The 21,893-nt window shown below is 61.7% G+C and carries 18 protein-coding genes; 11 read left to right on the top strand and 7 right to left on the bottom strand.

From position 1 onward, the window contains the following. The first annotated feature begins 2 nt into the window (after positions 1-2). From ABC383_RS12225 to ABC383_RS12175, 11 genes are all read left to right on the top strand, one after another. Positions 3-1,778, top strand: coding sequence for a TadA family conjugal transfer-associated ATPase (locus tag ABC383_RS12225; protein ID WP_413014284.1), 1,776 nt, complete (start codon positions 3-5; stop codon positions 1,776-1,778). After that, positions 1,775-2,638, top strand: coding sequence for a type II secretion system F family protein (locus tag ABC383_RS12220; protein ID WP_413014282.1), 864 nt, complete (start codon positions 1,775-1,777; stop codon positions 2,636-2,638). The genes ABC383_RS12225 and ABC383_RS12220 overlap by 4 nt, the downstream gene beginning before the upstream one ends. A gap of 24 nt (positions 2,639-2,662) precedes the next feature. After that, positions 2,663-3,595: a type II secretion system F family protein gene (locus ABC383_RS12215; protein WP_413014280.1), complete on the top strand. Its 933-nt coding sequence runs from the start codon at positions 2,663-2,665 to the stop codon at positions 3,593-3,595. Positions 3,596-3,684: 89 nt separating this feature from the next. Beyond that, the gene (locus tag ABC383_RS12210; RefSeq protein WP_413014278.1) at positions 3,685-4,980 is read left to right on the top strand and encodes an OmpA family protein; all 1,296 of its coding nucleotides are present in this window, start codon (positions 3,685-3,687) and stop codon (positions 4,978-4,980) included. A gap of 37 nt (positions 4,981-5,017) precedes the next feature. After that, positions 5,018-10,162: a phospholipase effector Tle1 domain-containing protein gene (locus ABC383_RS12205; RefSeq protein WP_413014276.1), complete on the top strand. Its 5,145-nt coding sequence runs from the start codon at positions 5,018-5,020 to the stop codon at positions 10,160-10,162. Between the two features lie 5 nt (positions 10,163-10,167). Beyond that, entirely contained in the window at positions 10,168-10,758 is a 591-nt protein-coding gene (locus tag ABC383_RS12200) for a hypothetical protein (RefSeq protein WP_413014275.1), read from the top strand. 302 nt (positions 10,759-11,060) lie between these two features. Beyond that, positions 11,061-11,651, top strand: a complete 591-nt coding sequence (locus tag ABC383_RS12195; RefSeq protein ID WP_413014273.1) for a hypothetical protein — start codon at positions 11,061-11,063, stop codon at positions 11,649-11,651. Positions 11,652-11,982: 331 nt separating this feature from the next. Then, on the top strand, positions 11,983-14,868 hold the full coding sequence (locus tag ABC383_RS12190; RefSeq protein ID WP_413014271.1) for a phospholipase effector Tle1 domain-containing protein: 2,886 nt from the start codon (positions 11,983-11,985) through the stop codon (positions 14,866-14,868). Between the two features lie 5 nt (positions 14,869-14,873). After that, entirely contained in the window at positions 14,874-15,464 is a 591-nt protein-coding gene (locus tag ABC383_RS12185) for a hypothetical protein (protein WP_413014269.1), read from the top strand. Positions 15,465-15,647: 183 nt separating this feature from the next. Continuing rightward, positions 15,648-16,193 (top strand): hypothetical protein, encoded by a 546-nt coding sequence (locus ABC383_RS12180; protein ID WP_413014267.1) that lies wholly within the window; start codon positions 15,648-15,650, stop codon positions 16,191-16,193. A gap of 173 nt (positions 16,194-16,366) precedes the next feature. Continuing rightward, positions 16,367-17,365 (top strand): LuxR C-terminal-related transcriptional regulator, encoded by a 999-nt coding sequence (locus tag ABC383_RS12175; protein ID WP_413014265.1) that lies wholly within the window; start codon positions 16,367-16,369, stop codon positions 17,363-17,365. Positions 17,366-17,479: 114 nt separating this feature from the next. Here ABC383_RS12175 and ABC383_RS12170 read toward each other — a convergent pair whose 3' ends face one another. From ABC383_RS12170 to ABC383_RS12140, 7 genes are all read right to left on the bottom strand, one after another. Beyond that, positions 17,480-17,896 (bottom strand): ExbD/TolR family protein, encoded by a 417-nt coding sequence (locus ABC383_RS12170; RefSeq protein WP_413014263.1) that lies wholly within the window; start codon positions 17,894-17,896, stop codon positions 17,480-17,482. Then, positions 17,896-18,618, bottom strand: coding sequence for a MotA/TolQ/ExbB proton channel family protein (locus ABC383_RS12165; protein ID WP_413014261.1), 723 nt, complete (start codon positions 18,616-18,618; stop codon positions 17,896-17,898). Before ABC383_RS12165 ends, ABC383_RS12170 begins: the two co-directional genes overlap by 1 nt. Before the next feature lie 61 nt (positions 18,619-18,679). Next, the gene (locus ABC383_RS12160) at positions 18,680-19,414 is read right to left on the bottom strand and encodes an energy transducer TonB (protein WP_413014259.1); all 735 of its coding nucleotides are present in this window, start codon (positions 19,412-19,414) and stop codon (positions 18,680-18,682) included. Between the two features lie 9 nt (positions 19,415-19,423). Continuing rightward, positions 19,424-19,672, bottom strand: coding sequence for a (2Fe-2S)-binding protein (locus tag ABC383_RS12155; protein WP_413014257.1), 249 nt, complete (start codon positions 19,670-19,672; stop codon positions 19,424-19,426). A gap of 40 nt (positions 19,673-19,712) precedes the next feature. Next, positions 19,713-19,880 (bottom strand): hemin uptake protein HemP, encoded by a 168-nt coding sequence (gene hemP / locus ABC383_RS12150; protein ID WP_413016328.1) that lies wholly within the window; start codon positions 19,878-19,880, stop codon positions 19,713-19,715. Positions 19,881-20,204: 324 nt separating this feature from the next. Next, positions 20,205-21,314, bottom strand: coding sequence for a tRNA 2-thiouridine(34) synthase MnmA (gene mnmA / locus ABC383_RS12145; RefSeq protein WP_413014256.1), 1,110 nt, complete (start codon positions 21,312-21,314; stop codon positions 20,205-20,207). Further along, a complete protein-coding gene (locus ABC383_RS12140) occupies positions 21,307-21,792 on the bottom strand; it encodes an NUDIX hydrolase (protein WP_413014254.1) in 486 nt (161 codons plus the stop codon). Before ABC383_RS12140 ends, mnmA begins: the two co-directional genes overlap by 8 nt. Positions 21,793-21,893: the final 101 nt, after the last annotated feature.

Raw genomic sequence — 21,893 nt, 5'->3', positions numbered from 1 at the left:
CCATGCTGGACCTTGAACTGCTGGATGCGGATGGCAGCAGGCGCGTGCTGCAAGTGCCTGATGAATGCGTGATTGGCAAGGGCGCGCAGAATGAAATCAGGCTGGACAGCTGGCGCGTCGGGCGCGAGCATGCACGCCTGTTTGCCACGCCAGGCGGCGTGCTGGTGGAAGACCTGGGCGGCTTCGGCGGCGTGGCGGTCAATGGCAGTCGCATCAGCGGTCAGTACGGGCCATTGACCAGCGCAGACATGATCGCCATCGGCCCATTCCAGTTGCGCCTCCTGGCTAACGACAAAAGCGAGCCGCCTGCGCCGCCTTCATTGCGGCCAGCGCAGCCTGTGCGTGTGCCGCAGGCAACCGCGGTGGCAAGCGCCCCCAAGGCACTGCCGCGGGAAGTGCAGCATGTAGCCGGCACATCCGCCTTGCCCGAGGCGCTGCCAAGACCGGCAGGCGAGAACCTGGCGCAGCAGCATGAATTCGAATGGCGCAAGATCATCCATACCCGTTTGCTGGAAACCATGGACCTGCGGCGCCAGGATGTGCATGGCATGTCAGACCAGCAGCTGCGTCACGAGACTGAGCTGCTAGTGCGCCAGATCATGCGGGAGGCTGACGCCCAGATTCCACCGGAGCTGGACCGCGCTCTGCTGACGACACAGGTGATCAACGAAGCCATCGCGTTGGGGCCGCTGGAAGAGTTGCTGGCCGATGACAGCGTGTCGGAAATTATGGTCAATCGCTATGACGAGATTTATGTCGAGCGCAGCGGCCAGCTGCAGCGCCATCCGATGACCTTCACCGGCGACCGCGCAGTGATGGGCGTAATCGAGCGCATCGTCGCACCCCTGGGCCGTCGCATCGACGAGTCCTCGCCCATGGTAGATGCCAGGCTCAAGGACGGCTCCCGGGTCAATGCCATTATCCCGCCGCTGGCACTGAAAGGGCCTTGCCTGACCATACGAAAATTTGCCAAGCACAAGCTCAGCGCCGACGACCTGGTTCGCTTCAATGCGATCAGCCCACAGATGGCCAGCTTTCTGGAAACCTGCGTGGTGGCGCGCAAGAACATGGTCGTGTCCGGCGGCACCGGCTCCGGCAAAACCACGCTGCTCAATATCCTGTCCAACTTCATTCCCGGCGGCGAGCGAGTGGTGACGGTCGAGGATGCAGCTGAACTCAAGCTCAGCCATGCCCATCTGATCAGCCTGGAGTCGCGTCCGGCCAATGTGGAAGGCAAGGGCGCGGTGCTGATCCGCGACCTGGTAAAGAACACCCTGCGCATGCGGCCAGACCGTATCGTGGTCGGTGAATGCCGGGGCGCTGAAGCGCTCGACATGCTGCAGGCCATGAACACCGGCCACGAAGGCTCGCTGACCACGCTGCATGCCAATACGCCGCGTGACGGCCTGGCACGGCTGGAAACCATGGTGCTGATGGCCGGTATGGACCTGCCGCTAACGGCCATCCGCGAGCAGATCGCCAGCGCTGTCCACATTGTGGTGCAGCAGACCCGCTTTGCCTGCGGCAGCCGCAAGGTCACCAGCATCACCGAGATCAGCGGCATGGAGAGCGGCAAGATTCAGATGCAGGAGCTGTTCCGTTTCGTCAACCTGGGTTACCGCGGGCCGGGTAACAGGGTCACCGGCTACTTCACCGGCTGTGACATGGTGCCAAGCTTCTATGAGGAATTGCAGGCCTCGGGCACGCAACTGGACATGACGATCTTCCAGCCCTGCGAGCCGCCGGATGGTCATGGCCATGCCAGGCCGCAGCCATGAGTCGCAGCCTTGATATCAGGCTGGCTGCATTGCTGGCCATTGCCCTTGCAGCCACCTTGCTGGCCTGGTTCCTGATGCAGGCCGGCTCAGGCGCAATGGCGCGCTATCGTGCCAGCTTTACCGAACGCACCCGCTTCCAGGCGCAGGAATTTTTCCTGTTTGTCGACCCGAAACAGCTGTTCATGCTCAACCTTGCCGTGATGATGCTGGGCTCGGCCCTGGCATGGATTTTTACCGGCAACCTGCTGATAGCCATACCGGTGTTCTTCGCGCTGGCCATGTTGCCCAGGCTGGTCTATGCCGCCTTGCGCCGACGCCGCATGCAGCGCTTCGAACAGCAACTGCCGGATGCGCTGATGATGCTTTCCGGCGGCCTGCGCGCCGGCGTCGGGCTAAACGCGGCCATGCAGCAGCTGGTGGCCGAAGCCCATGCGCCGCTGGCGCAGGAATTCACATTGATGCTGCGCGAGCAGCGGCTGGGCGTGACCCTGGAACAAAGCCTTAACAACCTGGCCCGCCGCGTGCCGACCCAGACCACCGTGCTGGTGGTGTCGGCAATGCGCATTGCCAGCGAGACCGGTGGCGGCCTGGCCGAAACTCTGGAGCGCACCGCCCATACCATACGCAGCCGCCTGCAGATGGAAGGCAAGATCGGCGCGCTCACGGCGCAGGGCAAGCTGCAGGCCTGGGTCGTGTCTCTGCTGCCGTTGTTGCTGATGCTGATTCTGAATCACATGGAGCCGGAAGCCATGAGCTACCTCTGGCATACCCGGCTGGGCTGGGCCACGCTGGCTGGCATCGCGCTGCTGGAGTCGCTGGGCGTGTATGTGATCCGCCGCATTGTCGCCATCGATGTATGAGGTAGGTATGAGGGGTACGCCATCATGGACATGCTGACCGGAAGCCATGCCAGTCTCGCCCTGGTCGCCATCTCGCTGGCGGCCGGCCTTGCGTTCGCGCTGCTGACCTGGCTGGTGAGCCGGGCGCTGGCCGAGGTGCCGCCTGAAGACCGCTCCTACAAGGACACGCCGCCGCTGGGCTTTCGCCTGCTGTGGGCGCCGATCGGCTGGATGGCCCATTTCATCGGGCCGCGGCTCGCAGCCCGCCGCCACGCGTTGCTACTGGTGCGCCTGGGTCAGGCTGGAGTGGATTTTGCGATCAATCCGGCACAGTTCCTTGCCAGCCGTCTGATCGGTGCCTTGCTTGCCGCGTCGATCTTCTACTGGATGATGGCGTCCTTTGACCATCCGGCAGCCGGCGCTTCCGGCATGCCGGCGAGCCGCTATTCTCTGGTGATCGCTACCGGTGCGCTGCTGGGCTGGGCCTATCCTGGCATCTGGCTCAATGACCGCATCAGCCAGCGCCGGCGCGAACTGCTCAAGACGCTGCCGTTCTATCTGGACATCATCACGCTGTGCGTCGAAGCCGGCCTCAACATGCAGGGCGCATTGACACAGGCGGTGGCCAAGGGGCCCAAGGGCGTGCTGCGCGATGAATTCCAGCGCCTGCTGCGCGACATCCGCGCCGGCAAGTCACGCGCCGCCTCGCTGCGCAGCCTGGCATCCCGGCTGAACGAAGGCAGTGTCACGGCCTTTACCACCGCGGTGATCCAGGCCGAAAGCATGGGCATGAATCTCGGCCCCATCCTGCGGGCGCAAGCCGACCAGCGCCGCACCGAACGTTTCCTGCGCGCCGAAAAGCTGGCCATGGAAGCACCAGTCAAACTGCTGTTCCCGCTACTGGCCTTCATCTTTCCCTGCACCTTCGTCGTGCTGTTCTTTCCGATCGCAATGAAGTTCGTGCATTCCGGCCTGTGAACGCGGCCGGCTCACGCGCCCTGGGCAGGGCTGAAGACGCAGGCCGGCGTCGTTCCCCGCGCCGCGCAAGGCCAGCGTATGGCGCAAGCATGACCGAATTCGTTGTCGTGGCGCCAGTACTGCTACTGATCGGCCTGGCCTTGCTGCAATACACCCTGCTGTTCGTGGCCAGGAACCAGGTCAACCATGCCGCCTTCATGGCTACCCGCTCCGGCAGCATGCAAAGCGCCACAGCCGAATCCATCAGCACATCCTATCTACGCCATCTGGCTCCACTGTACGGCGGCGGCAGCAATGCGGCGGAGGTCGCCCAGGCAGTGGCGCGGGCTAGCGCCGACATGCAGGGCAACTACCGCATCGAACTGATCAACCCCAGCAAAGCGAGCTTCGATGACTTCAACGACCCGGCATTGAAGGAAGTGCTGAAAACCGAAGCGCGGGTCATACCGAATTCCAGCCTGGCCCTGCGTAATCCCGCCATCATTGGCAAGCAGTCCGGCCAGAACATTTTCGATGCCAACCTGATCAAGATCCGTATTACCCATGGCTACAAGCCGGGCGTGCTGCTGGTAGGCCGGATCTTCACCAAGGCGCTCGAAGCCGCGCAGGAAGCCAGCGACAACAAGGATGATTTCGCTGGCCGCCTGATCGCCGCGGGCCGTGTGCCCATCACCACCGATATCACGCTGCACATGAACAGCCCGGCCATTGAATGGGCCGACCCGGTCTGGATATCCGCTGGTGGGCCGCAAGCCAACCCGAAGCCACCCGCCGACCCGCCCACACCGCCTGGCGGGTCCGGCCCCACGGGCAGCGCAGATACAGGCAATGGCGGCAATGGCAGCGCCAGTCAGGACAACTCCGGCAATGCCAACGCTCCCACTAACACATCGGATGGAACGGGCGGCAACAATGCCGACACGCAGGACACCACGAATGAATGCGGCGGCAAGGCCTGTCCGATGTGTCCCGTCGACCCGGCCAATGCCGAGCCGTATTCCCTTTCTGCCGACACCTTGTTTGACTTCGATAGCGCAGTACTCAAAACCAATGGCCTGACACAGCTCGACACCCTGATCGATGAAGTCAAGGCAGCCCAGAAGGACGGCCAGACGATTCAATCCGCCACCGTCACAGGCTATACCGACCAGCTTGGCAGCGAAGCGGTGAACCTGAGGTTGTCGCAAGCCCGTGCCGAGGCGGTGCGCGACTACATGAAACGTCGCGGCTTTTCAGACGTGCCCATCACGGTCGTGGGCAAGGGTGCGGCCAATCCGGTAGTGCCTTTGGAGAGTTGCGGCGGCACCACTGAACAGAAAATCGCCTGCCTCGCGCCAAACCGCCGCGTGATGGTGGACATCAAGCGCAGCGCAAGCCAGCCATGAGCTGCGCCTGCCGCAAGCCCATGCACAAGGAACCGCGATGAAGGCTTCATACCGCCATGCATGCATCTGCCTGCTCTGGATACTGCAGGCGTTTGCCACCCTCCCGGCACAGGCCGCGGACGAGCCGCCTGCCTGTGGCCTGCAGCAGGCAGGACCCTCCTGCGAAACTGGTCAGCCCGCCGGCATGAGCAAGAGCAGCGGTGTCAGCCAGGAAGCTGGCAACCCGATCAATCTGATTACGGGAAACAAGGTCCAGCGGGAAGTCGACATGGCGCCCTTGCCCGGCCTATTGGGCCTGGAATTGGTTCGGCACTACAACAGCTACCATGCAGCGGCTGGCATGCCGCTGTCCGGTGCTGGCCGCGGCTGGCAGTTTTCCTATGACACCCGGCTGTATCCAGTGGGCGACAGCCTGCAGATCCTCCAGGCCGACGGCACCCGGCTGGTCTTTTCCCGCACTGCCTGGAGCAGCACGCTGTGCACCGCACCCGATCCGGCCCATGGACAGGTGCGCATCATCAGGCAGGGCCGCCAGCAGCACTACCGCTGGCGCTGGCCCAATGGCCGTGAACTGGCCTTTGACAGCAGCGGCCGCCTGACCCATATCTTTGCACCCAGTGGCGAGTGGCTGGGCATCGAGCGCGACAACGCCGGCCGGCTGCGCAAGGTCAATGATCCGCAGGGGCGCAGCATGCTGTTCCACTATCCGGATCGCAAGGCATTGAAGGCGGGCACCTACCCCGGCATACAGAGCGTCGATACGCCAGTGGGGCGTTTTCTCTATGCCTACGGTGCGCCGGAAACCGGCTCCGCCGCGCCCGAACCTGCACGCCGCGCCAATCTGACTGCCGTGCAGCTGCCCACCAGTTACGACCCCGACAAGCCGCGCCCGCCCTTCGCACTGGGCGACACGCCCACCACCACCAGCGTCAGCACCATCCGTCGCATCCACCACTATGAGAACCCGCGCTTTCCCAGCCTGCTCACTGGCATCACGGTGGAAGGCACAGGCAATGACGGTCGTGCCCTGCGCGAACGCATCGCCACCTGGGGCTATGACGGCAACGGCCTGGCCGTGCTGTCCGTCAGGGGCGAGCCAGCGGGGAAAGACCCGCATGGCAAGCCGCTTCCGGGCACCGGCATCGAGCAGATCAACATCGACCGCAGCACGCCCGGCCTGGTCCGCCTTACCAACAGCCTTGGCCAGGTAACGGTGTACCGCCACGCCATCGTCGCTGGCGACCGCCGCGTGCTGGAAGTGCGCGGCCCCGGCTGCGCCAGTTGCGGCGACACCGATCAGCGTTACAGCTATGACAGCAAGGGGCGCCTGCAGGAAGTCACCCGGCTCGATGCCGCCGGCAAGCCGCTGGAAGGACGCAGGTTATGGCTGGACGCAATGGGCCGCATCTACGGCGTCTCCGTGGTGGATTACCAGCAGGGCAGGACGGTTGGCCGCAGGCTGGTGCTGCGCCAGCAATATGCCCATCCCGGCCCCGAGCAGGCATGGCCCGCATCACGGATCGCACAGCAGCCGTATGGCCCGGTGCTCGTAGCCCGCGACAGCGCCGTGCCAGGCAAGGAGCGCCAGTGGCGTTTCGAATACAACCAGTACCAGCAGCCGGTCAGCCTCACCGAACGAGGCTTCAATCCATTGGACGGCAGCGAGATGGTGCGCACCACCCATTACCGCTACCAGAGCATCCATGGCCGCAGCCTGCTGGTGGAAATCGATGGCCCCTTGCCCAATGGACCTGCCGCAACGCCCGAGGATTCGGACATCACCCGCTACGAATGGGATACCACCGGCTCGCAGGTCGTGGTAGTCAGCGTGCCGGGCGGCGGACGCACCGTGCTGGAACATGATCCGCATACCGGCCGTGTCACACGCATGGTGCGGGAGGACGGCCAATCCATCGCCCTACGCCATGACAGCAGCGGCCGCATCATCGAAATGACTGCCACCGGGCCGGGCTGGCAACAGCCTCTAGTGCGCAGCATGCTGTTCGATGCCCGGGGCCGGCAGACAGGCAGCGGTGCCGGCATTCCCGGTCAGCCGGACTGGCAGCCCGAACTGCTCGCCGCATTCGATGCAGCCGGCCGCCCAGCCTGGACCGCCACGGCCACCGGCATCGCCCTGCAATGGCGCTACAACTCCGAGAACCACCTCCAGCAAACAAGCACTTTCAGCAATCGCATCCACCGCACCTGGCAATATCGCCATGACGAACGCGGCCGCATCATCGAAGCCATCGATCCAGCCGGCGCATCGCTGCGCCCGGACTACCCGGAAGACGGCAGGGCTCAACCTGCAAGCCCATCGGCGAGCATGACCAACAAGCCCGCCGGCAGGGTGGTGCATGTGTTCGATGACTTTGGCCGCCGTGTCGCCAGCATCAGCCCGGACAGCGGCAAGACCCGCTATGTCTACGATGAGGCCGATCGACTCATTGCCAGCACCGACGCCGCCGGCAACCGCGCCGTCTATGCCTACGACATCAGCGGCCGCATCCTGCGCCAGGACATCTGGCCGGCCAGCGCCGCGCAAGCCGACACCATCCACTGGCAATACCAGGGCAGGCGCCTGGTGGCGCTGCTGCATCCTACCCAGGAAGAGCGCTATCTGCATGACGAGCGCGGCCTGCTGATACGCAAGACCACGCTGCGCCATGGCCCTGTGCAAGGTGGTGCTGCCCTGGTCACGCAAACCCGCTACAGCCATGACAGCCTGGGCCGGCTCGACAGCATCAGCCTGCCGGACGGCAGCCTGATCCGCTATCTGCGCAACGGCCAGGGCCAGGTCACGGCGATGCAGCGCAGCCGCATCCAGACGGAATGGCTGCGCTGGCTGCTGCCGGCGCAAGTCATCGCCCGCGACATCGAGCGCGACCTGGTTGGCATTGCCCGCTACGTCACCGGCAATGGCATCGAGGCGCGTTATCAGCGCAGCCGGGAAGGCATGCTGGCACGCATCGTCCACCGGCCTGTCAATGGTCCGCCCGTCCCGCAAGACAAGACTGCTGCAAGCAGCCTGCCCGGCGCATTGCGGCTGCCGCCGGACCTGCAGGCGCTGTACGACGACAGGCTGCTGTGGGATGTGCGCGGCAACCTGCTGCACCGGCGCATGGAAGGGAAGGGCTGGCAAGCCATCGCCAGCAGCTACGCGTATGACCGTGCCAACCGCCTGATCGTCGCCACGCAGCCTGGCGCGGCCAGCCGCTATTTCCATGACGCCGTCGGCAACCGACTGCTAAGCCAGCAGGGCATTGCGAGCCAGAGCGAGGTCAAAGCCGGCACCGCGGTATCGCGCTACCAACCCGGCAGCAACCGCTGGCTGGGCGATGTGGTCGATGGCAAGGCATGGGCGCCATACCGCTACGATGCGAACGGCCAGCCCGTTGATGCGGGAGACCAGCGCTACGGATGGGATGCGCTGGGCCGGTTGATGACAGTGCAGCGCGGCGATGGCAGCGAGGTGGCGCGCTATGTCTATAACCATAGGGGCGAGCGGATTGCGAGCATTGCCGGGGGTGGCAACAGCGGCGACGGCAACAACGGTAATAGCGGCAACAGCGGCAACAGCAATAGTAGCCACAGCATGGTCGGCTTTCTGTACGAAGACGGCAAGCTGCAAGCGGAAACCGACCAGCAAGGCCGCATCCTGCGCCAGTACCTCTGGCTGGGCGACCAGCCACTGGCGGTCATTGACAGCCCGGTCGGCCGCGCTCCAGCTGGCGACGGCGCGCTATCCCAGGCCATGCGGGATATCGCCACCGTGCTGCGGGCATGGCTGGGCAATGATGACGAGATCAGCTGGCTGCATCCCGACCACCTCGGCGCAGTCGCATTGGCAACCAACGCCGCTGGTGCTGCAATCTGGCAAGCCAGCTACAGCCCCTATGGCGCCGCCACCATCAAAGCCCTGCAACGCCCTGGCCGCCCGGCCTTCACGCTGAACCTGCGCCTGCCGGGCCAGTACTGGGACGCGGCCACCGGCCTGCACTACAACCACCACCGCTATTACGACCCGCAGTCAGGCCGCTATCTCACACCCGACCCGCTGGGCATGCCGGATGGGCCAAATTCCTATATCTATGTAAAGAACAATCCCCTGCGTTATGTGGACCCGGAAGGGCTGGTGCTGTTTGCGTTCGATGGCACAGGCAATGCGGCCAAGCCACTGGCGGGGGACACGATATCGAATGTGAGGAAGTTCTGGATGGCGTATGACGAGAAAACGAATGGAAAGGGCTACTACATCACGGGTATAGGCACGACGGATGAGGATATGCCTGTGAAAGGGAATGTGGCCAACGGCAAGGGATTCGATGAACGGGTGGATCTAGGCTTTAAGTTCCTCGATAAATTTATTGATAAAGAATATGTGCCCGGCAAGCCAATCGACATCGACGTAGTGGGCTTCAGCCGTGGCGCTGCGGAAGCGCGAGTCTGGATGAACCAGTTGATAGAAAAGATGACTCAGTCGCGTTACACGAGCAAGGAAGGAAAGTCAGCCTGTCTCAGCCTGCGCTTCATGGGCCTGTGGGACACGGTGCCGCATCTTGGTTATTTCAATGAAGATGAATCGCGCTATGACTTCAGCATTGATGCGTCTGTTCCATATGTGGCACATGCCGTAGCGCTGAATGAACATCGGGGTGTAGGTATCAGCTTTGATGGCGTGTCGATTCTTCCCGCACCTGCAACAACGAGTGGTGGCAATCGGATTGAAATAGGTTTCATCGGCAGCCATGCTGACATCGGGGGCAGTTACGGCACGGGGGATTTGTCGGATGTGGCGCTGATGTGGATGATCGAACAAGCCCGAACTAGAGGAGTCGCCTTTGAAACCAAAGAAATTGAAGCAGCCGGATGGGATGTCATCTCTAGTCCTATCGTTCACGACAAAAGCAGTAACAAGATTGATCCACAGGCGTTTCCATCGGTTGGTGATCGTGACTTCGCTTACCGCGATGGCTCCAAGGTAAAGCAAGTCAAAGCGGTAGTGGGCGGTAACGACACTGCCTGGGCGAGAGGCCAAGTCAGCTACTACAGCACATGGTGCGGTCCTTCAGACTCACCAGCAGTAGGTACGGTTGATATGCAAAAGTACGGTGACTGGCTTGCTGGCCAAGGCATCAAGATGAAGCTCGAGCCTCTTTCTTCAACCCAGCTTTGCGAATAAGTGCAATGAAGATCAAATTAAAGCTTGCCCTCTGTGCCAGTTTTTTCTTGCTTGCATGCAGTGCTATCACTACAGACCAGGGACCCGGAATGATCACAAATTTCGGCAGCATGATGGAGGGGCGTTCGGCACGCCTTCAGGCCATCACGCTACCGAATGGTACTCCAGCGATGAGTGGCTTTACAGTGCGAGGTGGGAGAGTGCCCGGTTGGCGACAGGCGGTTGGTAGGACTACAGGGATGTCAGGTGACACTCGTGCGCTCCCAGAATGGCTTGACTTCGCGTGGCAGGAACCGTCCTACCCTGGTCCCCAACCAAGCGACTTTGCAACCAGGGAGGGTTACAGCAAATTTGTTTTTGACGAAAAAGCGACTTTGCCGGTCAAGACCCAACGCGTCTTCATTAGCAGCCGCATCCCGCCAGAGGTCGTTCAGGAAGTCACGTACTCAAGATCCCATATCCCAAAAGGCCAACACCTGCCAGAGAAGATGCTATGGATTTACTTCATCTGGACGGATGACGGCATCAAGTTCCGGTGGGAGATGAGTTGCGATAAGCCATGTGTGGAAAAGGGAGGCGGCGATGAGATCAACTAAGCAGCCGTTGGGGATAGCTAAAACCGTGGGCTAGCAGTGCCCTTAACCAGCAGCCGCTTGCAGTCATCGAAACAGTGCAAGCCACACCCTCACTGGGGCAAGAGTGCTGGCAAAACCAACCTCTTCAATGACATTAGCTGGGCGAGGAACTAGGTCAGCTATTACAGAGCATGGTGCGGCCCATCAGGGTCACCAGCAGTCGGTCTAGTCGACATGCAGAAGTACAACGACTGGCTTATCGGTCAAGGCATCAACATTAGCTATGCACCGCAATCTTCAACCCAACGCTGCGAATAAGGGCTATGAAAATCAAAATACTATTTTTGAGCTTTGCCAGTCTTGTCTTGCCCGCATGTGGCTCCATGCAAACGGTCGACGGCCCAGGGATGATCATGAACTATGGAAGCACGATGGAAGGGCGTTCGGCAGACATTCGGGCAATAACCTTCCCAAGCGGAAAGCGAATGATCTACGGTTTAACCGTGACGGGTGGCAGGAAGCCTAACTGGCGGCACGCAGTCGGTACAACTGAAGGCATGTCAGGCGATACCCGTGGCGTTCCCGAATGGCTGGATTTCGAATGGCGTGAGCCATCCTATCCTGGGTTGGAACCAGAGGACTTCCCTTCTAAGGAGGCTTACTCAAAAGCAGTAGCTGAGAAGTACAGCAAGCTGACTATCAAGACTCAACGCGTCCTTATTAGCAGCCGCATCCCCCCAGAGGTCATTCAGGAAGTCACGCACTCAAGATCGCATATCCCGAAAGGCCAACACCTGCCGGGAAAAATGCTATGGATCTACTTCATCTGGACGGATGACGGTATCAAGTTCCGGTGGGAAATGAGCTGCGATAAGCCATGTGTGGAAAAGGGAGGCGGCGATGAGATCAACTAAGCAGCCATTAAGGATAGCTAACACCGTCCGCTAGCAGTGCCCTTAACCAGTAGCCGCTTGCGGTCATCGAAACAGAGCAAGCCACACCCTCACTTGGGCAACAGCGCTAGCAAAACCGACCCAGCTTTTTGCACCACCAGCCTGGACCGCCACGGCCACCGGCATCGCCCTGCAATGGCGCTACAACACCGAGAACCATCTCCCGCAAGCAAGCACCTTCAGCAACCGCATCCACCGCACCTGGCAATATCGCCATGACGAACGCGGCCGCATCATCGACGCCATCGACCCAGCCGGCGCATCACTGCGCCCGGGCTAACCGGAAGACGGCATGGCCCAGCCCGCAAGCCCATCGGCGAGCATGACCGACCAGCCCGCCGGCAGGGTGGTGCGTCTAACCGACGACTTTGGCCGCCGTGTCGCCAGCATTAGCCCGGACAGCGGCAAGACCCGCCATGTCTACGACGAGGCCGATCGGCTCATTGCCAGTACCGACGCCGCCGGCAACCGCGCCGTCTATGCCTACGACATCAGCGGCCGCATCCTGCGCCAGGACATCTGGCCGGCCGGCGCGGCGCAAGCCGACACCACCCACTGGCAATACCAGGGCAGGCGCCTGGTGGCGCTGCTGCATCCCAGCCAGGAAGAGCGCTACCTGCATGACGAGCGTGGCCTGCTGATACGCAAGACCACGCTGCGCCATGGACCTGTGCAGGGTGGTGCTGCCCTGGTCACGCAAACCCGCTATGGCCATGACAGCCTGGGCCGGCTCGACAGCATCAGCCTGCCGGACGGCAGCCTGATCCGCTATCTGCGCAACGGCCAGGGCCAGGTCACCGCGATGCAGCGCAGCCGCATCCAGACCGACTGGCTGCGCTGGCTGCTGCCGGCGCAAGTCATCGCCCGCGACATCGAGCGCGACCTGGTTGGCATTGCCCGCTACGTGACCGGCAATGGCATCGAGGCGCGTTATCAGCGCAGCCGGGAAGGCATGCTGGCACGCATCGTCCACCGGCCTGTCAATGGTCCGCCCACCCCGCAAGACAAGACTGCTGCAAGCAGCCTGCCCGGCGCATTGCGGCTGCCGCCGGACCTGCAGGCGCTGTACGACGACAGGCTGCTGTGGGACGTGCGCGGCAACCTGCTGCACCGGCGCATGGAAGGGAAGGGTTGGCAAGCCGTCGCCAGCAGCTACGCGTATGACCATGCCAACCGCCTGATCGTCGCCACGCAGCCTGGCGCGGCCAGCCGCTATTTCCATGACGCCGTCGGCAACCGACTGCTAAGCCAGCAGGGCATTGCCAGCCAGAGCGAGGTCAAAGCCGGCACCGCGGTATCGCGCTACCAGCCAGGCAGCAACCGCTGGCTGGGCGATGTGGTCGATGGCAAGGCATGGGCGCCATACCGCTACGATGCGAACGGCCAGCCCGTTGATGCGGGAGACCAGCGCTACGGATGGGATGCGCTGGGCCGGTTGATGACAGTGCAGCGCGGCGATGGCAGCGAGGTGGCGCGCTATGTCTATAACCATAGGGGCGAGCGGATTGCGAGCATTGCCGGGGGTGGCAACAGCGGCGACGGCAACAACGGCAATAGCGGCAATAGCGGCAACAGCAATAGTAGCCACAGCATGGTCGGCTTTCTGTACGAAGACGGCAAGCTGCAGGCGGAAACTGACCAGCAAGGCCACATCCTGCGCCAGTACCTCTGGCTGGGCGACCAGCCGCTGGCGGTGATTGATAGCCCGGCCGGGCGCACTCCAGCTGGCGACGGCGCGCTATCCCAGGCCTTGCGGGATATCGCCACCGTGCTGCGTGCATGGCTGGGCAATGATGACGAGATCAGCTGGCTGCACCCTGACCACCTGGGCGCAGTCGCATTGGCAACCAACGCCGCTGGCGCAGCAATCTGGCAAGCCAGCTACAGCCCCTATGGCGCCGCCACCATCAACGCCCTGCAACGGCCCGGCCGCCCGGCCTTCACGCTAAACCTGCGCCTGCCGGGCCAGTACTGGGACGCCGCCACCGGCCTGCACTACAACCGCCACCGCTATTACGACCCGCAGTCAGGCCGCTACCTCACACCCGACCCGCTGGGCATGCCGGATGGGCCGAATTCCTACGTCTATGTAAAGAACAATCCCCTGCGTTATGTGGACCCGGAAGGGCTGGTGCTGTTTGCATTTGATGGCACGGGCAATGCGGCGGAGCCACTGGCGGGGGACACGATATCGAATGTGAGGAAGTTCTGGGTGGCGTATGACGAGAAGAAAAACGATCAACGTTATTACATCACGGGCATAGGTACCACAGACAAGGACATGCCCGTGAAAGGAAATGTGGCGAACGGCAAGGGATTCGATGAACGTGTGGATTTAGGATTTAAGTTTCTTGACGACTATACCAGGGACGAATACGTCCCCGGCAAGCCGATCGACATCGATGTGGTGGGCTTCAGCCGTGGTGCTGCCGAAGCGCGAGTCTGGATGAACCAGTTAATAGAAAAGATGACTCAGTCGCGTTACACGACCAAGGAAGGAAAGTCAGCCTGCCTGAGTCTGCGCTTCATGGGCTTGTGGGACACAGTGCCGCACCTCGGTTATTTCAATGGCGACGAAGCGCGCTATGACTTCAGCATTGATCCGTCGGTGCCGTATGTGGCACATGCTGTGGCGTTGAATGAGCACCGGGGCGTGGGTATCAGCTTCGATGGCGTATCGATTCTTCCCGCACCTGCAACGACGAGTGGCGGTAATCGTATTGAAATGGGATTCATCGGTAGCCATGCTGACATAGGAGGAAGTTACGGCACGGGAGATTTGTCGAATGTGGCGCTGATGTGGATGATTGAGCAGGCAAAGGAGCGCGGTGTCATCCTCAAAGACGATGTTGTTAAGGATAACAATTGGAACATCGTTTCCAGTCCCATCATTCACGACAAAAGTGCTAACAAGATTGACCCTCAGACATTTTCGTCTGCTGGTGATCGCGATTTTTCGTATGGCAATGGCACTTCTGTCAAGCAAGTCAAGGCGGTTGTCGGCGGCAACGATACTGCCTGGGCGAGAAGTCAGGTCAACTATTACAGCACATGGTGCGGCCCGTCGGAATCACCAGCAGTCGGCCTAGTCGATATGCAGAAGTACAACGACTGGCTTGTCGGTCAGGGCATCAATATCAGCTATGCACCACTCTCTTCAACCCAACGCTGCGAATAAGCACAATGAAAATCAAAATCCTGCTTCTGAGTTTTGCCAGCTTTGTTCTAACCTCATGTGGCTCTATGCAAACGGTCGATGGCCCAGGAATGATTACGACCTTTAAAAGTCTGATGGATGGACGATCGGCGTATATGCTGTCGATAACACTACCAAACGGTAAGTCGGCTATGACGCCGTTCAGTGTGTCAGGCGGTAAGGCAGCTAGTTGGCGGCGGGCGCCCGGTAGCACCACAGGCATGTCAGGTGATACCCGTGCGCTTCCCGAATGGGTCGATTTCAGCTGGAAAGAAACCGCTTACCCAAGTCCCAAGCCAAGCAGTTTCGCAAGCGACGACGAGTATGGGAAATACCTCTCGGATGAGAAAGCCAGACTACCGCTCAAAACCCAACGTGTCTTCATCAGCAGCCGCATCCCGCCCGAGGTTGTTCAAGAAGTCACGTACTCAAGATCCCATATTCCGAAAGGCCAAAATCTACCAGAGAAAATGCTATGGATCTACTTCATCTGGACGGATGACGGTATCAAATTTCGGTGGAAGATGAGCTGCGATCTACCATGTGTTAGGAAGGAAGGTGGCGATGAAATTAATTAAAAGGTGGCTGGGCGAGGTCAAATCATTGTCCGGCAACGCCCCTAACTAGCTCGTCCGTTGCTCCTCATCGAAATCTGTGCAAGTTGCATCCTCATCGCCGCAACAGCGCTGGCAAAATCGACCCAGCCTTTTGCACCACCAGCCTGGGCCGCCACAGCCACAGCCACAGCCACCGGCATCGCCATGCAATGGCGCTACAACACCGAGAACCACCTCCAGCAAGCAAGTACCTTCAGCAACCGCATCCACCGCACCTGGCAATACCGCCATGACGAACGCGGCCGCATCATCGACGTCATCGATCCAGCCGGCGCATCACTGCGCCCGGGCTACCCGGAAGACGGCATGGCCCAGCCGGCAAGCCCATCGGCGAGCATGACCGACAAGCCCTCCGGCAGGGTGGTGTATGTAACCGACGACTTTGGCCGCCGTGTCGCCAGCATCAGCCCGGACAGCGGCAAGACCCGCTATGTCCACGACGAGGCCGACCGGCTCATTGCCAGCACCGACGCCGCCGGCAACCGCGCCGCCTATGCCTACGACATCAGCGGCCGGATCCTGCGTCCATACCTTTGGCCAGGCGACCAGCCACTGGCTGTCATTCACAACCCGCCCGGCCGCGCCTCGGCTGGCGACGGCGCACTGGTCCAGGCCAAGCGGGATGGCGGCACGGCGCTGTTGCATTTCGCAACGCCATATGCTCATAAAGCGCAGTCAGTTTCCTCCTAATTGTTAAAAGAAACTTGCCGCTCAAAAACAAATCTTTCACAAAAAGCAGCCTTTGCGCATCCTGTGCGGCGCTACTCCTCATCGCGCCTGTTTTGTGTATTACCCAGTCGATCCGATGGACCGTCCGCAGGCGGAAGGCTTTTAATCCAGTGAAGGTTCTCGGAGAAAACATCATGTCCAGGGATGAAGCGTCAGCACGTCAACCCCACGATGACGACAAGGCGCGCAGCTACGCCTATGAAAGAAATGCACGCCAGCAGTCGCTGCGCAAGCGGGAGGCGCAGGCAAGGGCGGTGGAGGTATTAAGGTCAAGAACGGTGCTGGTGATCACCGGCGCCGGCCAGGCAAGGGAGACCGGACTGCAGTGCGTGAATATGCTGGCCAATGCCGGACACCGGGTCGTGGCGGTGCTGGCCGATGGCAATGCGCCCGAGGAGTTCACCAAGGGACCAGTGGCGGACCGGATCGCCTGTGTCAACAAGGACGTCGGCACGGATGCCATGCTGCGCAACGCCATTGCCGCATTGCCTGACCGCTTCCGGCAAATCGATACGCTGGTTGGCATGATTTGCCTGCGTTCCTGTCACAACCCCTTGCTGGAGAACGGGGCGTTTCCTTCCAATGCCGACCCGGCTGATGGCGTGGGCGACTTTGTGCATGCAGTGCGCGCCGTTCTGCCTGATCTGTCGGCGTCCCGGCGCAGCCATGCGCTTGCCGTACTGATCCCTGAAGCCGGTTTTCGCCATGCCAGGCCAAGGCCGTCGCTGCATCATGAGCAGGCGGAATTGCTCATTGCCGCCCTGCGTGCCGAGCTGACCGAGCTTGGCGTGCGCTTCACCCGCATACAGTCCGGCGCATTGGAGGCCAATGGCGAGCTCACGCCCAAGGACGTTACGCAGGCGGTGGCATGGGCGTTGGGACAGCCGCATCACCTTGCCGTATGCGATATCGATATCCAGCCCGCGCCGCTCGCCCGGCCGGCGCTGACACGGCGAGAGAGGGAAGTGCTGGCATGGACTGCCTGTGGCAAGACCTCCGATGAAATTTCCCGCATCCTCGATCTGTCGGTGAGCGGCGTGAATTTCCACGTCACCAATTTTCTTTTCAAGCTCGATACCTGCAACAAGATGGCCGCAGTGGCACGCGCAACGCAGCTTGGCCTCTTGCCCTGAGCACGGCGCACCCCAGCGCGCCTGCGCGCTGGCGAAAGGCGGCATGCAGGCTGCGGTGAACTCGCAGATGAAAAAAGCGGACCGAAGTCCGCTTTTCGTTTGTCCAACTGCCGATTATTTCTTTTCCGGCTCGGTCACGAAGCCGATCTTGCTCAAGCCGCCCGATTGGGCCGCGGCCATGACTTGTGCCACCTTTTCATATTGCGTGGTGCGCTCGGCCCGCAGGTGCAGTTCCGGCTGTGGCGTCTTTTGCGCCGCGGTGGCGATGCGCAGGCCCAGCTGGTCGGCGTCGATGGCTTCGCTGTTCCAGAAGATCTGGCCCTGCGCATCGATGTCGAGATTGATGTTCTCGGGCTTCAGGTCATCCGGCTGGCTGGTGGCGCGCGGCAGGTCGATTTTCACGCTGTGGTTGATCACCGGGATGGTGATGATGAAAATGATCAGCAGCACCAGCATCACGTCCACCAGCGGCGTGGTGTTGATTTCCGGGTTGAAGTCGTCGTCCGAGTCGGACAGGGAGCCCATTGCCATCATGCGCTCCTGGCAACCGTCAGGTGCTTGCCTTGCGGCTGCGCGCCGTCCGCGGTGCGGGAACCCGTGACGAACAGCGCATGCAGGTCGAAGCCGAACTTGTTCAGGCGTGCCAGTGTAGACTTGTTGCCACGCACCAGCGCGTTGTAGCCGAAGGTCGCGGGAATCGCCACCGCCAGGCCCAGCGCCGTCATGATCAGCGCTTCGCCGACCGGGCCGGCCACCTTGTCGATGCTGGCCTGGCCGCTGGTGCCGATCGATACCAGCGCATGGTAGATGCCCCAGACCGTGCCGAACAGGCCGACGAAGGGCGCGGTGGAGCCGACCGAGGCCAGGATCGCCATGCCCGACTGCAGCTTGGCCGACGATTCGTCGATCGCCTGCCGCAGCGACAGCGTGACCCAGTCGCTCACCGACAGCTGGTCGTGCAGATGTCCCTGGTGCGCGCTGTGATGATGCATCGCCTTCACGCCGGCCTGCGCCAGGTCGGCATAGGGATTGTTGCTGCCCAGCGCCGCCACGCCTTCCTGCACATTGCTGGCATCCCAGAACTGGCGGCCGGCCACGGCCGAGGCGCGCCGGTAGCGCAGCAATTGCAGTGCCTTGGTCACGATCACGTACCAGGAAGCGATCGACAGCAGAAGCAGCAGGATGGCGACGCCGCGGATAACAAAATCGCCCTGCAGCCAGAGGCTGTCCAGTCCGTAGGGATTACCTTGCATGATGATTCCTTGAAGATTGTTTGAAATGGGGTTGCGCGCAGCGCGCGTGGAGCTCTGCTTTTTACTGGATCGAGAAATTGATCGGGATCAGCGCATACACCGCCACTGGCCGGCCGTCTTCCAGGTGCGGCTTGAAGACGGCGCGCAGGGCGGCTTGGCGGGCGGCCTCGTCGAGCCGCGCATAGCCCGATGACTTCTGCACATCCACCTTCTCGGGGCGGCCGCGCTCGCTGACCAGCACCCGCAGCATGACCTTGCCTTCTTCGCCCATGCGCTTGGCGATTGGCGGATAGTCCGGTTGCGGCGGCTGCACGTATTCGACGCCGGAAACGGTTTTCGGCGGCGCCGGCGCTGCGGGAGCGGGCGGTGCCGGAGGCGCAGGCGGCGCGGCGGGCGCCGCTGCCTGGGGCTCGGGCACGGCGGGCGCGGCGGCGACGGGCGGCGGCGCCGGTGTGCTGATCGACTTTTCGGTAGGCTCCGGCGCCGGTTTCGGGCTTGGCTTGGGCGGCGCCGCTTTCTTGACCACCGGCGCTGGCTTGGGCGTGACCTTGGGCGCTGGCTTGGGCTCGGGCTTGGGTTGTGGCGCAGGTGGCGTGGGTTGGGGTTGTGGCGGCGTGGGCACCGGTTGCGGCGTGATCAGCGTGGCAATGACTTCACGCGGCACGGTGGGAATGGCAACCGGATGCTTCATGCCATGCAGCGCCGCATACAGCAGCGCTGCATGCAGCAGGACGATCAGTAAGAGGGGAACGGCGCGTATGCCCGATCCGGGCAGAGGTAATGCAGATGCGGGCATGGACGGTGATCAGGCGGCAAGCGCATTGGAGAAGAACACAATCGGCTGCACATGCGGCTCGCTCGGAAGCGGCTGCGACTGCGTCGGCGCTGCGGCATCCAGGCAATCCCGCAGGATACGCTTGGCGCTGGGATGGCACTTGCCGCAGCAGGTGCCGATGTCCAGATGCTCGCGCAGTTCCACCATGGTGGTCATGCCGGCATCGACGGCCTGGCGGATCTTGCGGTCGGAGACGTTGTTGCAGACGCAGACGATCATTTGATGTTTCCTCAGGCGGCCAAGGCCAAAAAGGGGTCAGTCAGGCGGTCAGGATCAGCTTGTTGAGCTGGGTCAGCCGCAGCCGGTAAATCCGGCCTTCATGGTCGATTTCAAGTTCACGCAGGTGCTGGAACAGGTCCTGGCTCCTGAGGCGGCGCACTGCTGGCGCAGGCGCCTGGTCCGGCTTCGATTGCGCCGCTGCCGGCATTGCATCTTTCGGGGCTGTGTCGCGCATGGCTGCCTTTGTAAATGCGAACAATTCGTATTTAGATTATTCCTGAAGACGCAAGTGATGGCAAGGGTTTATTTATGCCGCAGGTGAAACAAATTGCTGAAAATGGTAACGACCGGGCGTTGCCAGGTGGCGATGCAGTTGGACGGGACGAGGGAAAGCGGATGGAATGATGCGGCGGGGAAAGATAACATTCGCATGAGCAATCCCAGAAGAGTGTTGCCCTTGCGGATGAAAGACTTGTTATGGCGGGAGAGCGAAGGGAAGGAAAGGCGGGCCAGTGCGGCCCGCCCGGCATGCTCAGGCGTGCGACAGCGCCTCGGCATTGCTGATGATGCCGCCGCCCAGGCAGACATCGCCCTGGTACAGCACGGCCGACTGGCCCGGCGTTACCGCCCATTGCGGCGCGTCGAATGCCAGTGCGAAGCCGTCATCGGCGCTGCGCTGGCGGCAGGCGACATCGGCCTGGCGGTATCGGGTCTTGGCCGACAGGCTTTCCAGTTCAGGCGCGACGCCGGCCACCCAGCTTACCTGTCCGGCATCCAGCGTACCCGACAGCAGCCAGGGGTGGTCATGCCCCTGCACCACGTACAGCGTGTTGCTTTCCACGTCCTTGCGCGCCACGTACCAGGCGTCATGGCTGCCGTCGTCGTTGCGGTTGGATTTCATGCCGCCCAGGCCGATGCCCTTGCGCTGGCCCAGCGTATAAAAGCTCAGGCCGACATGCTCGCCGACCGTCTTGCCGTCCGGCGTCTTCATCGGGCCTGGCCGGTAGGACAGGTAGCGGTTCAGGAATTCCCGGAACGGCCGCTCGCCGATGAAGCAGATGCCGGTGGAATCCTTTTTCTTCGCATTCGGCAGTTGCAGCTGCTCGGCAATGCGGCGCACTTCGCTCTTGTGGATTTCGCCGAGCGGAAACAGGGTTTTCGACAGCTGCGCCTGGTTCAGCCGGTGCAGGAAGTAGCTCTGGTCCTTGCTGGCATCGACTGCCTTGAGCAGCTCGAAGCTGCCGCCGGCGGCCTGGCGCACGCGGGCATAGTGGCCGGTGGCGATCAGGTCGGCGCCCAGCTTCATCGCATGATCGAGAAAGGCCTTGAACTTGATTTCGGCATTGCACAGCACGTCCGGATTGGGCGTGCGGCCGGCCTGGTATTCGCGCAGGAATTCGGCGAATACCCGGTCCTTGTATTCGGCGGCGAAGTTGACGGCCTCGATGTCCACGCCGATCACGTCGGCCACGCTGACCGCGTCGATCCAGTCCTGGCGAGTGGAGCAGTATTCGGAATCGTCGTCGTCTTCCCAGTTCTTCATGAACAGGCCGATCACTTCGTAGCCCTGTTCCTTCAGCATCCAGGCCGCGACGGAAGAATCCACGCCGCCCGACATGCCGATCACTACCTTTCTAGACATGCAACTCTCCAAGCACGCTGGCATGGGTATAGAGCAGCGACAATGGCGCTCTCTTGCCGGCGAGATAATCATCCACGCATTGCATCACCAGGTCGCTTCGGTGGCGGCTGCGAGTGGCCTGCATTTCGTCATAGGTCATCCATACTGCGCGCAGGATGCCGGTGTCGAGCGGCGTATCGAAATTAGCGCCGACCCTGCCGCTGAAGGTGAAGCGCAGGTAGGTGACTTCAGTATGGGTGCGCGACGACAGGTAGCGTGACATGTAGACGCCCACCAGGTCGGTCGGCGTGAATTCATGCGCCGTCTCTTCCATGGTTTCGCGAGCGACAGCCTGCTCCAGGGTTTCATTCGGATCCAGATGTCCGGCCGGCTGGTTAAAGCGCACGCCATCGCTGGTTTCTTCCTCGACCAGCAGGAACCGCCCGTCGCGCTCGATCACGGCTGCCACTGTCACCGAAGGTTTCCAGATATCACTCATAAGCTTCCTCTTAAGAGGGCGCCATTTTACAGCGGTCCCCATCCGAAGTTGGTGCGGCATGCCGCGTAGCAGCATTTTCTTACAATATTTATCAGAAATTC

Origin of the sequence: Noviherbaspirillum phoenicis (assembly GCF_047237965.1) — a bacterium.
Classification (GTDB): domain Bacteria; phylum Pseudomonadota; class Gammaproteobacteria; order Burkholderiales; family Burkholderiaceae_D; genus Noviherbaspirillum_A.
The sequence above is the reverse complement of the archived record's forward strand: the minus strand, read 5'-3'. Positions and strand labels throughout refer to the sequence as shown.